Below are 20589 nucleotides of genomic sequence, written 5' to 3'. Positions count from 1 at the left end.
TGTCGGCCTCACATGCCGGAAAGTGCGGTACGCACAGCGGCCTCGGGGACGCGGGCGACCAGTTCGACTCCGCCCGGTCCGTCCAGGACGAAGGACAGGCCCGAGGTGGCCTTCTTGTCCCGGCGCATCAGCGTGATCAGCTCGTCGTGGTCGACGCCGCCGGGCAGCGTGGTGTCGAGCCCGTAGCCCGCCACCACGTCGTGGTGCTCGGCCACCCGGTCGGCCGGTACCCGGCCGAGGACGCCGGCCAGCCGGCCCGCGAAGACCGTGCCGACGCCGACCGCCTCACCGTGGCGCAGGCCGAAGTCGGTGGCCCGCTCCAACGCGTGCCCGAGCGTGTGGCCGTAGTTGAGGATGTGCCGCAGGCCGGAGTCCCGCTCGTCCGCGGCCACCACCCGGGCCTTCAACGCCACCGACGCGGCGATCTGCTCCGCCACCGGCCGGTCACGCAGATCACCGGCGCCGATGAAGTGCGCCCGGGCGATCTCCCCGTACCCGTTGCGCCACTCCCGCTGCGGCAGCGTCCCCAGGTGCTCGGTGTCGCAGAGCACCGCCCGGGGCTGCCAGTACACGCCCACGAGGTTCTTGCCCTCCGGCAGGTTGACGGCGGTCTTCCCACCGACGCTGGCGTCCACCTGGGCCAGCAGCGAGGTCGGCAGGTGGATCACCGGTACGCCCCGGTGGTAGAGGCCGGCGGCCAGCCCGACCACGTCCGTGGTGGTGCCGCCGCCGCAGGAGACCACCGCGTCCGTCCGGGTCAGCCCGAACTCGGCGAACGCCCGGCAGAGCTGTTCCACAGTGGTCAGGTTCTTGTCGTGCTCGCCGTCGCGGGCCGGCACCACCCGGTGCGGCACGCCCGGGTCGGGCGTCCACTCCGGTGGCCGGGCCGAGACCACCACGACCCGCTGGGCGCCGATCCGCGCCACCTCCGCCGGGAGCCGGTGGCGCACGCCGGGACCGATCAGCACCGGGTACGACCGTTCCCCGAGTGCCACCTCGACGCGGGCCGGCTCGCTGGCGGGACGGTCAGGTACCGGCGTGTGCATGTGGTTGCTGCCTCCTCTGCGGAACGCGGGCCGGCGCGGTCGCGGCCGGGCCGCCCCGCACCATCGACAGGCGCAGCGCCAGCGCGGCCAGCGAGTCGACCTCCGGCCGGATGCCCCACCGATCGTGGGTGAGCTGCGCGTGGTGCGCCAGCAGGAACCCGGGAGGGGCCGTCGGGTGGTCGTGGCCCACCACGTCGGTCACCCGGTCCAGGTAGCGCTGCCACGCCACTGCCACGTCCCCGCCCAGCGGTAGGTCACCGGCCGACAGGACGATCTTCTCCGCCCCGGCGTCGGCCTGCGCGGCCAGGTCCCGCCGCTGCGCGCCGGTGAGCCGCTGGCTGCGTTCCTGCCAGTGCAGGAACAGGAACGCCAGGCGGTCGGCCGCCGGCATCAGCCCGGTCAGGTGCCGCAGGTGCGCCACGGCCAGCGGCAACTCGCCGCCGGCCAGCCAGGGCACGTCGCCGCCGAGCAGGGTGAGGGCCAGTTCGCTGCCCGCGAACGCGAGCGGGCCGCCCCGCGCGGGGTCGCGCACGACGCGCCGGTCGCTGGCGAGGGACGCTCCCGGGTCGTACGCGAGCAGTCCCGCCCGTACCGCGTCGAGCGCGGCGGGGGCGGCATGGAAGCCGAGGCTCAGCCGCCCGGCGGGGGAGTCCTCCGGGTCGAAGAACCAGTCCATGCCGGGATCGGCCCGGCGGGCGGCGGCGACCAGCCCGGTCAGGACGGTGCCGACCAGCTCGGTCAGCCGCGTGCCCGGGCAGCCGCCGGCCGGTACGGCCGAACGGGCGAACAACCAGCAGCGTTCCAACGACGGCACCTCGGCTGACGGGCGGGTGGAGCACGGGATTCGACGGTCCGCGGGGGTCGCCCCATCATCGGCCCGCGGGCCCGTTCCACCACCCGATCGGCGCTCCGAACTGGGGACGACTTAGGGGGTGACAGGGGTAGGACACCGGCAGGGTGCTCGGAAGACTTGGGCCGCTACGGCGAGCGAGGTCTACGCCGCGGATGAGGAGTCTCGCCGACGGATGGATGTGGTGACATGCTTCGGAGCGACCTGATCCAGCCGTTGTCCGATCTGATCGAGGCGCACGCCGCCAGGTCGGGGAACAAGGTCGCATTCCGCGACGACCGCCGGGCGGTCGGATACGCCGATCTGGCGGCGCGGACCCGTCGGCTGGCCGGTCACCTGGCGGCGGCCGGGGTCGCCCGGGGCGACCGGGTGGCCTTCTGCCTCGGCAACCGCGTGGAGACGGTGGAGACCTGGCTGGCCGTCACGCGGGCCGCCGCGGTCGGCGTGCCGGTGAATCCGCACAGCACCGACGCGGAACTGGCCCATCTGCTGGACGACTCCGGCGCGGTCCTGGTGGTCACCGACCCGCGCCACCTCGACCAGATGCTGCGGCTGCGTACCGGCCGGCCGGCCCTGCGGATCGTGGTCACCGAGGACAACCCGGTTCCGGACGGGGTCGTCGCCTGGCGCGACCTGGTCGACACCGAGCCGTCCGTGGGGGCCCGCGACGACCTGGGCCTCGACGAGGTGGCCTGGATGCTCTACACCTCCGGCACCACCGGCCGGCCCAAGGGTGTCCTTTCCACCCAGCGCACCTGCCTCTGGTCGGTCGCCGCCTGTTACGTGCCGATCCCCGGGCTCACCGCCGCCGACCGGGTGGTCTGGCCACTGCCGCTGTTCCACAGCCTCTCCCACATCGGGTGCGTGCTCAGCGTGACGGCGGTCGGGGCCACGGCCCGGCTCATCGACGGCTTCTCCGCCGACGACGTGCTGCGCGCGGTCGACGAGGACGAGGCCACAGTGCTCGCCGGTGTGCCGGCCATGTACCACCACCTGGTCACCGCCGCCCGGGAGACCGGCTTCCGCGCCCCGGCCCTGCGGGTCTGCCTGGTCGGCGGGGCGATCACCACCGGCGCGCTGCGGCGGGCGTTCGACGAGGTCTTCGACGCGCCGCTGCTCGACGCGTACGGCAGCACGGAGACCTGCGGCTCGATCGCCGTCACCCGGCCGGAGCAGCCCCGGGTCGAGGGCTCCTGCGGGCGCGCGGTGCCCGGCGTCGAGGTGCGCCTGGTCAGCCCGCAGACGGGTCTGGACGTGCCGACCGGCGCCGAGGGGGAGGTCTGGGTCAGCGGTCCGAGCGTCATGCTCGGCTACCACGGCCTGCCGGAGGTCACCGCCGCCGCCCTGCGCGACGGCTGGTACCGCACCGGCGACCTGGCCCGCCGCGACGCCGACGGCAACATCTTCGTCACCGGCCGCCACCAGGAGCTGATCATCCGGGGCGGGGAGAAGATCCACCCGGCCGAGGTGGAGGAGGTGCTGCGCGCGGTGCCCGGCGTCGCCGACGTGGCGGTGACCGGCCGGCCGCACGAGGTGCTCGGCGAGGTGCCGGTGGCGTTCGTGGTGCCGGGGCCGGAGGGCTTCGACCCCGCCGCGGGGTACGCGGCCTGCCGGGAGAGGCTCAGCTACCACAAGGTCCCCGAGGCGCTGTACGAGATCGGGCAGGTGCCCCGCACCGCGTCCGGCAAGGTCACCCGCCGGCTCCTGCTCGACGGGCCGGCCCGGCTGCGGGCGGTCAACGGCAGCCACCACGAGGCGCTCAGCCTGCTCGCCTGGCGACCGCTGGACCTGGCCGCCGTACCGCCGGTGGCGACGCCCGTCCCGGCGGCCGCGCAGGACGCCGCCGCCCCGGCCCACCGCTGGGCGCTCGTCGGCGCCGGGAGCGAGCCGCTGGTGGAGCCGCTGCGCGCGGCGTCGCCGGGGGAGCGGTTCCGGGCCCACCGGGATCTGGCCACCCTGCGCGAGACTCCCGACGCGCCCGACGTGACGGTGCTGCTGGCCGGGCCGGCCGACGCCGACGCGGCGGACCTCGCCGACCGGTTGCGTGGCTGGCTCGACGACGACCGCTTCGCCGGCACCCGGCTGATGCTGCTGACCGGCCCGGCCGGCGACGCGGCCAACGGCCCCGGCACGAGCGGTGCCGGCAGCGCGGGCGACGCCCCCGCGCACGACGCCGCCGCCGGCGAGGCCACTGCGGGAGACGTCGCCGGGGGAGCCGCCACTGGGGGCGACGCCGCCGGGTGGGCCGGGCCCGATCCGGCGGCCGGCGCCGTCTGGGCGGTCGGGCGCAGCCTGCAGGCCGCGTACCCGGACCGGATCGTGCTGGTCGACCACGACGCCGCGGACCGCTCGCTCGCCCTGCTGCCCGCCGTCGTGGAAGCCGGCGCCGCGCAGGTCGCCCTGCGGGCCGGGGCGGCCCGGCACGCGGCCCTCGTGCCCGCCCCGGCGACCGTGCCGGGACGGCCGGCGACCGTGGCCGACCCGGAGCGCCCCGTCCTGGTCACCGGCGCCGACGGACCGACCGGCGCCGCGCTGGCCCGGCACCTCGTCGCCGCGCACCGCGCCCGCCGGCTGCGGCTGCTGCACGCTGACGCGACGCCCGCCCCGGCCCTGGCGGACCTGGCCGCCGAACTCACCTCCGCCGGTGCGGAAGCCGTTCCACTGCCCGCCGAGCGGGCGGGCGACGAGGCGTTCGGCGCCGTCTTCCTCTGCCCGTGCGACGACGACCTGGCCGACGCCGAGGCCGCAGCCCGGCTGCTCGGCCTCGCCGCGACGCTGGACGCCGCGAGCCGGCACCCGGGGGCCGCGTTCACCGTCCTCGCGCCGTCCGCCCTCCTGCTGGGCGCCGCGGGCCGGGAACGGGCCGCCTCGGCCGTCGGCGCCCTGCACGCCCTGGCCACCCGCCGCCGGGCCGCCGGTCACCCGGCCCGGCTCGTCGGCACGACCGCGCCCGCCGAGCGCGGGCCGGCGGCGACCGGACCCGCAGCGGGCACCGCGTCGGCGGCCGTCCGTGCCGACCTCGCCGCGTTCGACGTGGCCCACGACGGCGCCGACCTGGTCGTGCTCGCCCGCCCGGCGGGCCACACCGACGCCGCGCACCCCGCCTGGCGCGGGCCCGTGGCCGAGCCCGGCGACGCCACGGACGACCGGGACGCCGCCGAGCTGCGCCGCCGGCTGGCCGGGCTCACCACCGCCGAGGGGGACCGGCTCCTGCTCGACCTGGTCCGCGCCGCCACCGCGCAGGTGGCCGGGCTGCCCGGCCCGGCCGCGGTCCGCCCCGGCCGCGCCTTCAAGGAACTCGGCTTCACCTCGGTCGCGGCGGTTGCGTTGCGCGACCGGCTGGCCCGGGCCACCGGGGTACGGCTCTCCGCCACGGCCGCGTTCGACCGGCCCAGCCCCCAGGCCCTCGCCCGGCACCTCGCCGCCCGGCTGCGCGGTGCCGCCGCGCAGGCCGCTCCCACGACGGACCCGGCGGTGGTGCCGTCCACCGGGGACGATCCGGTGGCCGTCGTCGCCATGGCCTGCCGGCTCCCCGGCGGCGTCGCCTCCCCCGAGGAGCTGTGGGAGCTGGTCGACCAGGGCCGGGAAGGGCTCACGGAGTTCCCCACGGACCGGGGCTGGGACCTGGCGAACCTGTTCTCCGACGACCCCGACCGCCCCGGCACCTCGTACGCCCGGGTGGGCGGCTTCCTCACCGGCGCCGCGGACTTCGACGCCACCCTGTTCGCGATCAGCCCGCGCGAGGCGCTCGCCATGGACCCGCAGCAGCGGCTGCTGCTGGAGACGTCCTGGGAACTGTTCGAGCGGGCCGGCATCGACCCCACCTCGCTGCGCGGCAGCGCCACGGGCGTCTTCACCGGCGTCATGCACCACGACTACGCCGCGAACCTGCGCCAGGCGCCGCCCGGCACCGAGGGCTACCTCGGCGTCGGCACCGCCGGCAGCGTCGTCTCCGGCCGGGTCGCGTACGCGCTGGAGCTGGAGGGGCCGGCTGTCACCGTCGACACGGCGTGCTCGTCGTCGCTGGTGGCGCTGCACCTGGCCGCCCAGGCGCTGCGCGCCGGGGACTGCTCGCTCGCCGTGGCCGGCGGCGTGGCGGTGATGGGCACCCCGCAGGCGTTCGTGGAGTTCAGCCGGCAGCGCGGGCTCGCCCCGGACGGCCGGTGCAAGGCGTTCGCCGACGGCGCCGACGGAACCGGCTGGTCCGAGGGCGTCGCCGTGCTGCTGCTGGAACGGCTCTCCGACGCCCGCCGGCACGGGCACCCCGTCCTCGCCGTGCTGCGCGGCTCCGCCGTCAACTCCGACGGCGCGTCCAACGGGCTGACCGCCCCCAACGGGCCCGCCCAGGAGCGGGTCATCCGCCGGGCGCTGGACGCGGCCGGGCTCTCCACCGCCGACGTGGACGCCGTCGAGGCGCACGGCACCGGCACGTCCCTCGGCGACCCGATCGAGGCGCAGGCGCTGCTCGCCACGTACGGGGTGGGCCGCGGTGACGCCGAACCGCTGCGGCTGGGCTCGCTGAAGTCCAACCTCGGCCACACCCAGGCCGCGGCTGGGGCCGCCGGGGTGATCAAGATGGTGCTCGCGATGCGGCACGGGACACTGCCGCGCACCCTGCACGTGGACGCCCCGACCTCCGAGGTGGACTGGTCCGCCGGCGCGGTCGAGGTGCTCACCGAGGCCCGCCCGTGGCCCGACGTACGCCGGCCCCGCCGGGCCGGCGTCTCGTCGTTCGGCATCAGTGGCACCAACGCCCACGTCATCGTCGAGGCCCCCGCCGATCCGCCGACCGCCGCCGGGGACGCCGCCCGGCAGTCGCCGCCCGCCACCGCGGCAGCGCGGCCGTCGACCGGCACCGCTCGGCCGCCCGTACCGTGGCTGCTCGCGGCTGCCTCCGGCGAGGCGCTGCGTGACCAGGCGGCCCGCCTGCTGGCCTGGCTCGACGGGCCGGGGGCGCACGCCGACCCGGCCGACGCCGGGCACGCCCTCGCCACCACCCGCGCCGCTCTCGAACACCGGGCCGTGGTGCTGGTGGGCGACGCGGAGTCCGCCCGGACGGGGCTCGGCGTGCTGGCCCGCGGCGGACCGGACCCGGACCTGCCGGGCGTGCTGACCGGCCGGGTCGTCGACGGCCGACTCGGCCTGCTCTTCGGTGGGCAGGGCGGCCAGCGCGCCGGCATGGGCCACGAGCTGCACGCGGCGTACCCCGTCTTCGCGGCCGCCTTCGACGCGGCCTGCGCCGAACTCGACCGCTGCCTCGCCGGCCACGCCCCGCTCCCCGTCGCGGACGTCGTCCTCGCGGCCGAGGGCACCGCAGCGGCCGAACTGCTCGACGAGACCCTGTACACCCAGCCGGGCCTGTTCGCCTTCGAGGTGGCGCTCTACCGCCTCCTGGAGCACTGGGGGGTCCGCCCCGACGCGGTGCTCGGCCACTCCGTCGGCGAGCTTGCCGCCGCGCACGTGGCCGGGGTGTTCTCCCTCGCCGACGCGGCGGCGCTGGTCGCCGCCCGCGCCCGGCTGATGCAGCAGCTGCCCGCCGGGGGCGCGATGGTCGCCGTCGAGGCCGACGAGGCCGAGGTCGCCGCGCACCTGACCGACCGGGTGGGCCTCGCCGCCGTCAACGGCCCCACCAGCGTCGTCCTGTCCGGCGACACCGACGCGGTGCTGGCCGTCGCGGACACCCTGCGCGCGGCCGGGCGCCGCACCAGCCGGCTGCGGGTGTCGCACGCGTTCCACTCGCCGCGCATGGACCCGATGCTCGACGAGTTCCGCGCGGTCGCGGCCGGCCTCACGTACCGCACCCCGCACCTGCCGGTGGTGTCCAACCTGACCGGCCACCCCGTCGACCCGGCCCGGCTCTGCTCGCCCGAGCACTGGGTGGCGCACGTGCGGGGCACCGTCCGCTTCCACGACGGCGTACGGGCCCTGCACGGGCAGGGCGTCACCACCTTCCTGGAGATCGGCCCGGCCGGTGTGCTCACCGCGATGGCCCGGGACTGCCTCGTCGCCGAGGCCGACGAGCTGGCCTTCGTCCCCGCCGTGCGGGGCACCGCAGGCGAGGCCGAGGCGCTGCTCGCCGCCGTGGCGCGGCTGCACGTGCGGGGCGTCGCGGTGGACCGTGCCGCCCTCGCCGGCCCCGGCCCGCACCGCCGCGTCGACCTGCCCACGTACGCCTTCCAGCGCCGGCACTACTGGCTGCCCGCTCCCACCGGCGCCGGCGGTCCCGTCGGCGCCGGACTGGCCGACGCAGGGCATCCGCTGCTCGGTGGCCTGCTGGCGGTCGCCGGCACCGGGCAGGTGGTCTGCACCGGGCAGATCGCCACGGCCACCTCGCCGTGGCTGGCCGCGCCCGGCGACGGCACGGCGCCGCTGCTGCCCGCCACCGCCCTGCTGGACATGCTCACCCACCTCGGCGACCGGCTCGGCGCCCCGAGCGTGCGGCGGCTGCGCGTGCCCGAGCCGGTTCCGCTGCCCGCCGAGGCAACCCTCGAGGTGCAGATCGACGTGGGCGCGCCGGACGAGCACGGACGCCGGGTGGCGCACTGTCACGTCCGGGCCGGCGAGGGGCTGCCCTGGCGGGAGGTCGCCGAGGCCGTGCTCGCACCCGTCGACCCGGAGAGCGGCCGGGGTGCCCTCGCCCCCGCCTGGCCACCTGCCGGGGCCCGGCAGGTGGACCTGAGCGCCCCGCCGCACCGCGCGCTGGCCGGGGAGCTGGCCCGTGCCGCGTGGGTCGCCGCCGACCGGCTCTACGTCGACGTACGCCTGCCCGACGACGCCCGCGACCCGGACGCCGAGCGGTACGGCGTGCACCCGCTGGTGCTGGACGCGGCCCTGCGCCTGCTCCCGCTCGCCGGCTTCGCGTCGGTCGCCGACGCCGGGCCCACCGCCCGGCTGCTGCCCACCGAGTGGGCGGGCGTGCGCCGCCACGCCGTCGGGGCGCACGCGCTGCGCGTCTGCCTGGCCCCCGCCGGGGCGGACGCGGTGACGCTGAGCGCCGTCGACGACGCGGGCGGGCCCGTGCTCGACGCCGACCGGGTGGTGCTGCGGTCGGTGGACCTGCCGTCCGCCGACCCGCCGGCGCCGGCGGCCACCCCCGCCGGGCTGTACGCCGTCGACTGGCTGCCCGCCGCGTTCCCGGCGACCCCGGCGCCCTCCTGGACGCTCGCCGACGGCACGCCGCCGGACGGGCCGCTGCCGCCGCTGCTGGTGCTGCGGGTCGGCGACGGCGAGCCGGGCCGGCCGGTGCCCGACCGGGCGCACGCCGTCGGCCTCGCCGTGCTCGACGTGCTCCAGACCTGGCTGGCCGACCCCCGCGCGGAGACCACCCGCCTGGCCCTCGCCGTGCGCGACGGCGACCCGGTGCACGCCCCCGTGGCCGGGCTGCTCCGCGTCGCCCAGGCCGAGCAGCCCGACCGTTTCCTCCTGCTCAGCCTCGACACCATCGACGACGCCGCCATCCGTTCGGCGCTGGCCGCCGCCGACGACGAACCCGAGGTGGCCGTCCGCGACGGCCGCGCGCTGCTGCCCCGCCTCCGCCCCGTCGAGCGGCCCCCGGCCGGCGCGCCGCTCGCGGCCCTGGCCGGCGGCACCGTGCTCCTCACCGGCGGCACCGGCGGGATCGGCCGGCACGTCGCCACCCACCTCGCCGCCGCGCACGGCGTCACCGAACTGGTGCTGGTCAGCCGCAGCGGCCGGGCCGGCGACTGGACGACCGCGCTGACCGACGCCGGCGTCACAGTGCGGGTGGTCGCGGCCGACGTCGCCGACCGGGCGGCGCTCGCCGAGGTCATCGCCCCGCTGGCCGACCGGCTCGTCGCCGTCGTGCACGCCGCCGGGGCCACCGACGACGCCCTGCTCACCGACCTCGACCCGACCCGCTGGGCCCGGACCCTGCGCGCCAAGGTGCACGGCGCCTGGCACCTGCACGAGCTCACCGCCGGCCTCGACCTGGCCGCGTTCGTGCTCTTCTCCTCGGCCGCCGCCACCTTCGGCAGCCCCGGCCAGGGCAACTACGCGGCCGGCAACGCGTTCCTCGACGCGCTCGCCGCGCACCGCCGCGCCCAGGGCCGGCCGGCGAGCGCCCTGGCCTGGGGGCTGTGGGCCGCCGAGGACGGGATGGCCGGCCGGCTCAGCCCCGCCGACCTGGCCCGGCTCGCCCGCGGCGGCACCCGCCCCCTCGACACGGCCGCCGGGCTGGCGCTGTTCGACGCCGCCCTGCACGTGGACCGGCCGGCGCTCGTGCCGATCGGGCTCGACCTGGCCGCCGTACGGACCTCCGGCGAGGTGCCCGCCCTGCTGCGGGCGCTGCTGCCCCCGCCGCCCCGCCGGGCGGTCAACGCCGCCTCCGCGCCCGCCGCCGCGAAGGGCTTCGCCGACCGGCTGGCCGAACTCGCCGAGCCCGAGCGCGCCGAACTGCTGCTGGACCTCGTACGCGCCCGGTGCGCCACAGTGGTCGGGCACACCGGCCCCGAGCAGGTCGAGCCGCGCCGCCCGTTCAAGGACCTCGGCTTCGACTCGCTGATGGCCGTCGAGCTGAGCAACCGGCTCACCGCCGTCACCGGGGTCCGGCTCGCCCCGCACGCCGTGTTCAACCACCCCACCCCCGAGTTGCTCGCCGCGCACCTGCACGCCCGGCTGCTCGGCACCGCCGCCACCGAGGTCGCCGACGCGAGCACCGTCGCCCTGGACGAGCCGGTCGCCATCGTCGCGATGGCCTGCCGTTTCCCCGGCGGGATCGGCTCCCCGGAGGAGCTGTGGCGGCTGCTCGACGCGGGCGACGACGTCATCGGCGACCTGCCCGACGACCGGGGCTGGCCGCTGGCCGACCTCCACGACCCGGTGCCCGGCACGCCCGGCCGGACGTACGTGCGCTCCGGCGGGTTCCTCACCGGCATCGCCGACTTCGACGCCGAGTTCTTCGGCATCAGCCCCCGCGAGGCCCTCGCCATGGATCCGCAGCACCGGCTGCTGCTGGAGACCTCCTGGGAGGCGCTGGAACGCGGTGGCATCGACCCGGCCACCCTGCGGGGCAGCCGCACCGGCGTCTTCGCCGGCACCCACGGGCAGGACTACGCCGACCGGGTCGCCCCCGGTGTCGTCTCCGACGACGGCGAGGTCACCGCCGACGAGGGGCACCTGCTGACCGGCACCGCCGGCAGCGTCCTCTCCGGCCGGGTCGCGTACGCGCTCGGGCTGGAGGGACCAGCTGTCACCGTCGACACCGCCTGCTCGGCGTCGCTGGTGGCGCTGCACCTGGCCGTCCAGGCGCTGCGCCAGGGCGACTGCGACCTGGCGCTGGCCGGTGGGGTGTCGGTGATGTCCACCCCGGCCGGGCTGACCGGCTTCAGCCGCCAGCGCGGTCTCGCCGCCGACGGGCGGTGCAAGGCGTTCGCCGAGGACGCCGACGGCTTCGGCATGTCCGAGGGCGTCGGGATGCTGGTGGTGGAGCGGCTCTCCGAGGCCCGCCGCCGGGGCCACCCCGTGCTGGCCGTCGTGCGCGGCTCGGCGGTCAACTCCGACGGCGCGTCGAACGGGCTGACCGCCCCGAACGGGCCGTCGCAGGAACGGGTCATCAAGGCCGCGCTGGGCGCCGCCGGGCTGAGTGCCGCCGACGTGGACGTGGTGGAGGCGCACGGCACCGGCACGTCGCTCGGCGACCCCATCGAGGCGGAGGCGATCCTCGCCACGTACGGGCAGCGCCCAGCCGGCGCCGCGCCGGTGCTGCTCGGCTCGGTCAAGTCCAACCTCGGGCACACCCAGGCCGCGGCCGGCGTCGCCGGCGTGCTCAAGATGGTCCTCGCCATGCGGCACGGGCGGCTGCCCCGCACCCTGCACGCCGAGCGCCGCAGCTCGCGGATCGACTGGGACTCGGGAGCGGTGCAGCTGCTCACCGAGGCCCGCCCGTGGCCGGCGGCGGACCGGCCGGTGCGCGCCGGCGTCTCGTCGTTCGGCATCAGCGGCACCAACGCCCACGTGATCGTCGAGGCGGTCGCCGAGGCGCCGCCGGAGGCCGCCGAATCCGAGCCGCCGCAGGAGCGCGCGCTGCCGTGGCTGCTGTCGGCGCGTACCCCGCAGGCGCTCGCCGGCCAGGCGCGGCGGCTGCGGGAGCACCTCGCCGCCCGGCCCGACCAGCGGCCCCTCGACGTGGCGTGGTCGCTGGCCACCAGCCGGGGCACCTTCGACTCCCGAGCGGTGCTGGTGGCCGCGTCCGCGCAGCGGGTCGCCGACGCCCTCGACGCGCTCGTCGAGGGCCGGCCCGACCCGGCGGTCACGCGCGGCGAGGCGCGGCCCACCGGCCGGTGCGTCTTCGTCTTCCCCGGGCAGGGCTCCCAGTGGCTCGGCATGGGGTTGGACCTGCTCGACCAGGCCCCCGTGTTCGCCGAACGCATGGCGGCCTGCGACGCGGCGCTGCGGCCGTACCTGGACTGGTCGCTGCTGGACGTGCTGCGCCAGGCGCCGGGCGCGCCCGGCCTCGACGAGGTCGACGTCGTGCAGCCCGCCCTGTTCGCGATGATGGTGTCGCTGGCCGAGCTGTGGCGCTCGTACGGCGTGCAGCCGGCCGCCGTGGTCGGCCACTCCCAGGGCGAGATCGCCGCCGCCTGCGTCGCCGGGGTGCTCTCCCTGCCCGACGCGGCCCGGGTGGTGGCGCTGCGCAGCCGCGCGCTACGGGCTCTGGCCGGGCACGGGGCGATGGCCTCCGTCGCGCTGCCGGCCGACACGGTCCGCGACCGGATCGCCCGCTTCGGTGAGCGGATCTCGGTCGCCGCCGTGAACGGGCCGGCCGCCGTCGTGGTCTCCGGCGAGCCGGAGGCGGTCGAGGAGCTGCTCGCCGAGCTGGCCGGCGAGCAGGCCCGGGTGCGGCGCATCGCCGTCGACTACGCCTCCCACTCCGCCCAGGTGGAACGCATCCGCGACGAGCTGGCCGAGGTGCTGGCCGGCATCGCCCCCGGCCCGGCCGCCGTGCCGCTGTTCTCCACCACCGACCTGCGCTGGCTCGACGGCGAGGAGATGGGGCCCGACTACTGGTACCGCAACCTGCGCCGGCCCGTCGAGCTGGAACGGGCGATCCGCGCGCTGGCCGCCGAGGGCCACGACGCGTACGTCGAGTGCAGCCCCCACCCGGTGCTCACCGTCGGCGTGGAGGAGACCCTCGCCGACCACGACGGCGATGCCGTGGTGGTCGGCTCGGTGCAACGCGACCAGGGCGGCCGGGAGCGGTTCCTGCTCTCCCTGGCCCAGCTCCACGTGTCCGGGGTCGGGGTGGACTGGCGGCCCGCACTGGCCGGCGGCCGGCGCGTCGACCTGCCCACGTACGCGTTCGCCCACCGCCGCTACTGGCCCCGGCCGGTCTCCGGCCCCGGCGACGTCGGCGCCGCCGGTCTGGACGCCGCCGGTCATCCGCTGCTCGGCGCGTCGGTCGTGCTGGCCGAGACGACGGGCCACCTGTTCACCGGGCGGCTGTCGGCCGCCGCGCAGCCGTGGCTGGCCGATCACCAGGTCACCGGCAGCGTGCTGGTGCCCGGCACCGGCCTGGTGGAGTTCTGCCTGCGCGCCGGCGACGAGGTCGGCCACCCGTTCCTCGACGAGCTGGTCATCGAGGCCCCGCTGACCCTGCCCGCCGACGGCGCGACGCAGGTGCAGGTGGCGGTCGGCGCGGGCGCCGGCGACGGACGCCGCCCGGTGACCGTGCACTCCCGGCCCGCCGACGCGCCGGCGGGACAGCCGTGGACCCGGCACGCCAGCGCCACCCTCCGCGCCGACCAGCCCCCGGTGTCGCCGCAGCTCACCGCCTGGCCGCCGCCCGACACCCGGCCCGTCGACCTGACCGGCTTCTACGCCGGCCTGGAAGCCGACGGGTACGCGTACGGGCCGGCGTTCCAGGGCCTGCGCGCGGTGTGGACCGGCGGCGACGAGGTCTACGCCGAGGTGGAGCTGCCGGCGGCCCAGCGGGTCGACGCCGACCGGTACGGCCTGCACCCCGCCCTGTTCGACGCCGCCCTGCACGCCGCGCACTTCGGCGGTCTCGCCGGGGCCGGGGCCGGCCAGCTCCTGCTGCCGTTCGCCTGGAACGGCGTCAGCCTGCACGCCACCGGGGCCACCGCCCTGCGGGTACGGCTGACCCGGGTCGGGCCGCACGCCATCGCGCTGACCGTCGCCGATCCGACCGGCGCCCCGGTGGCCGAGGTGGCCGCCCTGACGATGCGCCCGATCTCCACCACCGAGCTGGCCGTCACCGACGACCGGGCCACCCGCGACGCCCTGTTCCGCGTCGAGTGGACGCCGCTGCCGCCCGTCGGGACGGCCACCCCGGTCGACGCCGTGGCCGTCGCCCCCGGCCTGGACGGGTTCCCGCTGCACCACGGGCTGGACGGGCTCGCCGACGCGGTGGACGCCGGACTGGCCCTGCCCGGGGCGGTGCTCGTGCCGCTCGGCGCGCACCCCGCGCAGCCCACCCCCCGCGCGGCGCGCCACGCCGCCGTGCAGGCCCTCGACCTGGTCCGGCGCTGGCTCACCGAGCCCCGCTGGGCGGCGTCGCGGCTGCTGCTGGTGACCCGGGGCGCGGTGGCCGTGCACCACGCCGGCGAGGTGACCGACCCGGCCGCCGCGGCGGCGTGGGGCCTGGTGCGCTCCGCCCAGTCGGAGAACCCGGGCCAGATCGTCGTCGTCGACGTCGACGGCGACGGGATCGGCCCCGACGAGGTGGCCGCCCTCCTGGCGGCGGACGAGCCGCAGGCCGCGATCCGGGTCGGCGCGGCGTACGTGCCGCGGCTGGCGCGGGCCGGGTCGGCCGGCGAGCTGCCCGCACCGCCCGCCGCCGCGTGGCGGCTGGACGCGCCGGTGCGCGGCAGCCTGGAGAACCTCACCCTGGTCGCCACCGACGCCGCCGACGTCGCGCTCGGCCCCCGCGAGGTCCGGGTCCGCGTCCGCGCCGCCGGCCTCAACTTCCGCGACGTGCTCAACGCGCTCGGCCTCTACCCGGGCGACGCGGGCCCGCTCGGCGGCGAGGGCGCCGGCGAGGTCGTCGAGGTGGGCGCCGAGGTGACCGACCTGCGCCCCGGCGACCGCGTCTTCGGGGTCTTCGTGGGCTGCTTCGGACCCGTCGCGGTCACCGACCGCCGCCTGCTGGCCCCGATGCCGGCCGGCTGGTCGTACGTCGAGGCCGCGTCCGTGCCGGTGGTCTTCCTGACCGCGTACCACGGGCTGGTCAACCTGGCCGGGCTCACCCGGGGCGAGTCGGTGCTGGTGCACGCGGCGGCCGGCGGCGTCGGCATGGCCGCCGTGCAGCTCGCCCGCCACCTCGGGGCCGAGGTGTACGCCACCGCCAGCCCCGCCAAGTGGGACGCCCTGCGCGCGCTCGGTCTCGACGAGGAGCACCTGGCCTCGTCCCGGACCCTCGACTTCGAGACCCGCTTCACCGACGCCACCGGCGGCCGGGGCGTGGACGTCGTGCTGGACTCGCTGGCCCGCGAGTTCGTCGACGCCTCGCTGCGGCTGCTGCCGCGCGGCGGGCGGTTCGTCGAGATGGGCAAGACCGACATCCGCGACGCCGCCCGCGTCGCCGTCGACCATCCGGGGGTGGCCTACACCGCCTTCGACCTGACCCTGCAGGAGCCCGACGAGGTGCAGCGCATGCTGGTCGTTCTGCTGGGGCTCTTCGAACGGGGGACGCTCACCCCGCTGCCCACCCAGGTGTGGGACGTCCGCCAGGCGCCGGAGGCGTTCCGGCACGTCAGCCAGGCCCGGCACGTCGGCAAGGTGGTGCTCACCATGCCCCGGGCGTGGAACCCCGACGGCACGGTGCTGCTGACCGGCGGCACCGGGACCCTGGGCCGGCTGGTCGCCCGGCGGCTGGTCGAGACGCACGGCGTACGGCGGCTGCTGCTGGTCAGCCGCCGCGGCGAGCGGGCCCCCGGCGCGACCGAGGCGCTCGACGAACTGCGGGCCCTGGGGGCCGAGGCCACGGTGGTGGCGGCCGACGTGTCCGACCGCGACAACCTCGCCGGGGTGCTGGCGGCGGTACCGGAGCGGCACCCGTTGACCGCCGTCGTGCACCTCGCCGGGGTGCTCGACGACGGGGTGGTCACCGCCCTCACCCCGCAGCGCGTCGACACGGTCTTCGCGCCGAAGCTCGACGCCGCGTGGCACCTGCACGAGCTCACCCGCCACCTCGACCTCGCCGGGTTCGTGCTCTTCTCCTCCGGCGCCGGAGTCTTCGGCGTCCCCGGTCAGGCCAACTACGCGGCGGCCAACGCGTTCCTCGACGCGCTCGCCCTGGCCCGCCGTGCGGAGGGGCTGCCGGGCCGGTCGTTCGCCTGGGGGCTGTGGGAGCAGGCCAGCGAGATGACCGCCAAGCTGGACCGGACCGATCCCCGGATCACCGCCCGTGACGGGCAGCTCGCCATCCCGTCCGAGCTGGGGATGGCCCTGTTCGACGCGGGCCTGCGGCTGGCCGAGCCGGTGCTGGTGCCGACGAGGATCGACGTCGCCGCGCTCGGCGAGCGGGCCGAGCGGCCCCCGGCGCTGCTGCGCGGGCTGCTGCGCCGGGAGCGGCCGACGGCGCGGGCGGCCACCCCGGCCGGCGGCGGGCGCACGCTCGCCGACGAGCTGGCGGCGCTGGACGGGCCCGAGCGCCACACCCTCGTGGTCGACCTGGTACGCGAGCAGGCGGCGAGCGTGCTCGGGCACGGCAGCCGGGTGGCGGTGGCCCCGGGCCGGGCGTTCAGCCAGATCGGCTTCGACTCGCTGACCGCCGTCGAGCTGCGCAACCGGCTGACCACGGCCACCGGCCTGCGCCTGCCGGCCACGCTGATCTTCGACTACCCGGATCCGAACGAGCTGGCCACGTACCTGGTGTCCGAGCTGGCGCCGGACACCGGACCGGCGGCCCCGCCGGTCCTCGCGGACCTGGAGAACCTGGAGCGCTCGCTGACCGAGGCCACTGTGGAACCGGAGCTGCACGACCAGATCGGGTCGCGCCTGGAGGTGCTGATCGCCAAGTGGCGGACGATGCGCGCCGGCACGGGCGGCGATCCCGACCTCGATCTCGAACTGGCCAGCGACGACGACCTGTTCGACCTCATCGACTCCGAACTCGGTATCTGATGGCCGTCCGGCCGCCCCGTACGCCGCAAGCCGACCCGTGTCCGACCGACCCCTGAGGAACCGATACCGATGCTGACGACCGACGTCCTGATCGTGGGCTACGGCCCCGTCGGTGAGATGCTCACGATCCTGCTGGCGCAGCGAGGGCTCACCGTCACGGCGGTCGAGCGGTGGGCCACTCCGTACAACTTCCCCCGCGCGGTGTCGTACGACGGGGAGGCGAGCCGTGTCCTGGCCGCCGCCGGCGTCGCCGACCGCCTCGGGCCGGTGGTGGAGTCGTCCGGCGAGTACACCTTCAAGAACGGCTTCGGCCGGACCCTGCTGCACGTCAAGGTCACCGGCGACGGCCCGATGGGCTGGCCCGACTCGGTCTCGTTCTACCAGCCGGGACTGGAGGCGCTGCTCGCCGAGCGGGGCGCGGAGCTGCCGGGTGTCACGGTGCTGCGCCCGTACCAGGTGACGGGCCTGGTCGAGCACGACGACCGGGTCGAGGTGACCATCGCCGGCCCGGACGGCGAGGAGGTCCGCGCGGCCCGCTGGGTCATCGGCTGCGACGGGGCCAACAGCTTCGTGCGGGAGCACCTGGGCAGCGGCGTCACCGACCTCGGCTTCACGTACGACTGGCTGGTCTGCGACGTGGTCCCGCACGAGGCCCGCGAGTTCAAGCCGAACAACCTGCAGGTCTGCGACCCGGCGCGGCCCCGCACGGCCGTGTCGGCCGGCCCGGGGCACCGGCGGTGGGAGTTCATGCGGGTGCCGGGGGAGAGCCGCGAGGAGTTCGAGAGCGCCGCCAGCGTGTGGCGGCTGCTCGGCCTCTTCGACATCACCCCCGACAACGCCACCCTGGAGCGGTACGGCGTCTACACCACCCAGGCATGCTCGGCCGGGCGCTGGCGTTCCGGGCGGATCCTGCTCGCCGGCGACGCGGCGCACGTGATGCCGCCGTTCATGGGGCAGGGGATGAGTTCGGGCTTCCGCGACGCCCTCAACCTCGCCTGGAAGCTCGACCTGGTGCACCGCGGCCTCGCCGACGAGGCCCTGCTGGACACCTACCAGGAGGAGCGCTGCGCGCACGTGCAGCACGCCATCCGGATGTCCATGGACTCGGGCACGGTGATCTGCGAGACCGACCGCGCCGCCGCGGCCGGCCGCGACGCCGCGATGCTCGCCGAGCTGCGCCGGCGTACCGCCCGCCCGCGCACCCGGTCCCTGCTGGAGCCCCTGTCCGGCGGGATCCTGCACAGCGGCTGCGAGGCCGCCGGCGCCCCGATGCCGCAGGGCCGCGTCGAGGTCGACGGCCGCGCCGGGCTCTTCGACGAGGTCGTCGGCACCGGCTTCGTCCTGCTCTGCGCCGAGGACCCCGACGACCTGCTCGACGCCGACGCCCGGGCCTTCCTGGACGCGCTCGGCACGCGGGTCGTCCGGATCGTTCCCGCCGGCGCGCCCGTACCCGGATCCGGCGCCGCGCCGACCGCCTTCGACCTCGACGACGTGTACCTGCCCCACCTCAAGCGGTACGACGCGGTGGCGGTGCTCGTCCGGCCCGACTTCTACGTCTTCGGCACCGCCGCCGACCCGGCCGTTGTGCCCGCGCTCGTCGAGGATCTGCGCCGGCAGATCCGGCGCGGCTGATCGGCATCCACCCACCGGAAGGAACCGACATGTTCGAGAACCTGAAGATCGCCGGCCGGGCGATCCGCACGGTCTTCACCGCCGACCCCATCACCCGGGTCCGGCGCTTCTACGAGATCCAGTCACCCGACGTGGAGTTCGCGGCCCGCCGTACCCACTACATGAACGTGGGCTACTGGTCCGACGGGGTCACCGACATCGACACGGCCGCCGACGCGCTGGCCGACAAGCTGGCCGACGCCGCCGGACTCAAGCCGGACGACACCGTGCTCGACGTCGGCTTCGGCTACGGGGACCAGGACTTCAAGTGGCTGCGGGAGCGCCAGGTCGCCAAGGTGTACGGCCTGAACATCACCCCGCACCACGTCGAGGCGGCACAGCGCCGGGCGCAGGAGGAGGGGCTCGCCGACCGGACCGACTTCCGGCTCGGCAGCGCCACCGAACTGCCCTTCGAGGACAACACCTTCGACCGGGTCGTCGCCCTGGAGTCCGCCTTCCACTTCTACCCGCGCAGCGCGTTCTTCGCCGAGGCGCTGCGGGTGCTGCGCCCGGGCGGCGTGCTCGCCACGGCCGACATCATCCCGGTCAGCGGCGACGTCGTCCGCGCCGCCATCCAGTCCGGCCCGCTGAGTTTCGTCAAGTTCAGCATCCCGAAGGAGAACTGGCACGACCGGGACACGTACCGGCAGCAGTTGGTCGAGGCCGGCTTCGCCAACCCGGAGGTCCGCTCGATCAAGGAGCAGACCTGGGAGGGCTGGCGGGCGTACATGGCCGAGCGGACCAACGACCCCGCGTTCCGGGCCGTCGTCAAGCCGGCCGTCCGCAAGAGCATGGCGGCCCACTGGAAGAACCAGGACCTCATGAAGCGTGAGCTGGCGCAACTCGACTACGTGATCGCGGTCGGCCACAAGCGGTGACACCGCGCACGGACGAGGGGCCCGCCGACCGGTCGTGACGACCGGCGGACGGGCCCCTCGTCCGGTGGGATCAGATCGCCGGCGCCGCGCTCAGTGCCGTCGAGATGGCCCGCAGGATCGCCGGCTGGTGCTCGGCGAGGAAGAAGTGCCCGCCCGGGTAGACCTTCAGGTCGAACGCCGCGGTGGTGTGGTCCGACCACGCCCGGGCCTCCTCGACAGTCGTCTTCGGGTCGTCGTCACCGGTGAGGACGGTGATCGGGCAGCTCAGCGGCGGCCCCGGCCGGTAGGTGTACCGCTCGGCGGCCCGGTAGTCGTTGCGGATCGCCGGCAACGCGGCGCGCAGCATCTCCGGATCCCCGAGGACGGCGGAGTTGGTGCCGCTCAGCTTCCGGACGTCGGCCAGCAGCCCCTCGTCGTCGAGCAGGTGCACCGTCTCGTGCCGTGACTTCGACGGCGCCCGGCGCCCGGAGGCGAACAGGTGCGCGACGCTGCCGCCGTCCTGCTCGATGAGCCGGGCGAGTTCGAAGCCGAGGCTGGCCCCCATGCTGTGCCCGAAGATGGCCAGCGGCTCGTCCCGCCAGGGCCGCAGCACTGTGAACACCTCGCGCGCGAGGTCGTGGATGTCGCCGATGCACCTCTCGTGGCGCCGGTCCTGCCGCCCCGGGTACTGGATCGACAGCACCTCCACGGCGGGGGAGAGAGCGCGGGACACCGGGAAGTAGAAGCTTGCCGACCCGCCGGCGTGGGGCAGGCACACCAACCGCCGTGCGCCGCCCGGAGCGGGGTGGAAGCGTCGCACCCACAAGCCGTTGTCGGTATCTGGCGTCGTCATCCTCTGGTGGTCCTTCCGGCGGCTGCGGTTGCCGACCGGATCGGCGCGGACCCGGTCGAGGCGACGCTAGTGCGACGGGTCGGGACCGGACACCCCTAGCTGGTCGGTTGCCTGGTTAGGGGTTGTCCGCGCTCGCGCGCAACCAATAACTTCTCCCGGCAGATGGGGATCTGCGTGGCTCTCGGCCGAGCGAGCCGAACGACAGATACA

The 20589-nt window shown here is 76.6% G+C and carries 6 protein-coding genes; 3 read left to right on the top strand and 3 right to left on the bottom strand.

Features of this window, described 5'->3' with window-relative positions; all coding sequences use genetic code 11:
• Window positions 1-8: 8 nt before the first annotated feature.
• Both AMK25_RS29625 and AMK25_RS29620 read right to left on the bottom strand, forming a co-directional pair.
• Window positions 9-1046: a 3-dehydroquinate synthase family protein gene (locus AMK25_RS29625; protein WP_073831665.1), complete on the bottom strand. Its 1038-nt coding sequence runs from the start codon at window positions 1044-1046 to the stop codon at window positions 9-11.
• On the bottom strand, window positions 1027-1860 hold the full coding sequence (locus tag AMK25_RS29620) for a hypothetical protein (protein WP_241826553.1): 834 nt from the start codon (window positions 1858-1860) through the stop codon (window positions 1027-1029). The genes AMK25_RS29625 and AMK25_RS29620 overlap by 20 nt, the downstream gene beginning before the upstream one ends.
• Window positions 1861-2085: 225 nt before the next feature.
• Here AMK25_RS29620 and AMK25_RS29615 point away from each other — a divergent pair, with 225 nt between their 5' ends.
• From AMK25_RS29615 to AMK25_RS29605, 3 genes are all read left to right on the top strand, one after another.
• The gene (locus AMK25_RS29615; RefSeq protein WP_073831664.1) at window positions 2086-16998 is read left to right on the top strand and encodes a type I polyketide synthase; all 14913 of its coding nucleotides are present in this window, start codon (window positions 2086-2088) and stop codon (window positions 16996-16998) included.
• A 69-nt stretch (window positions 16999-17067) separates the two neighbouring features.
• A complete protein-coding gene (gene mhpA, locus AMK25_RS29610) occupies window positions 17068-18630 on the top strand; it encodes a bifunctional 3-(3-hydroxy-phenyl)propionate/3-hydroxycinnamic acid hydroxylase MhpA (protein ID WP_073831663.1) in 1563 nt (520 codons plus the stop codon).
• Between the two features lie 29 nt (window positions 18631-18659).
• Window positions 18660-19547 carry a class I SAM-dependent methyltransferase gene (locus AMK25_RS29605; RefSeq protein WP_073831662.1) on the top strand — a complete coding sequence of 296 codons (888 nt, stop codon included), beginning with the start codon at window positions 18660-18662 and terminating at the stop codon, window positions 19545-19547.
• Between the two features lie 70 nt (window positions 19548-19617).
• Here the strand turns inward: AMK25_RS29605 and AMK25_RS29600 are convergent, their stop codons facing one another.
• Window positions 19618-20379: a thioesterase II family protein gene (locus tag AMK25_RS29600; RefSeq protein WP_073831661.1), complete on the bottom strand. Its 762-nt coding sequence runs from the start codon at window positions 20377-20379 to the stop codon at window positions 19618-19620.
• Window positions 20380-20589: the final 210 nt, after the last annotated feature.

The organism is Micromonospora sp. TSRI0369 (assembly GCF_001905625.1).
GTDB lineage: Bacteria > Actinomycetota > Actinomycetes > Mycobacteriales > Micromonosporaceae > Micromonospora > Micromonospora echinospora_A.
Note: the sequence above shows the minus strand (reverse complement) of the source record. Positions and strands in the feature narration are given on the sequence as shown.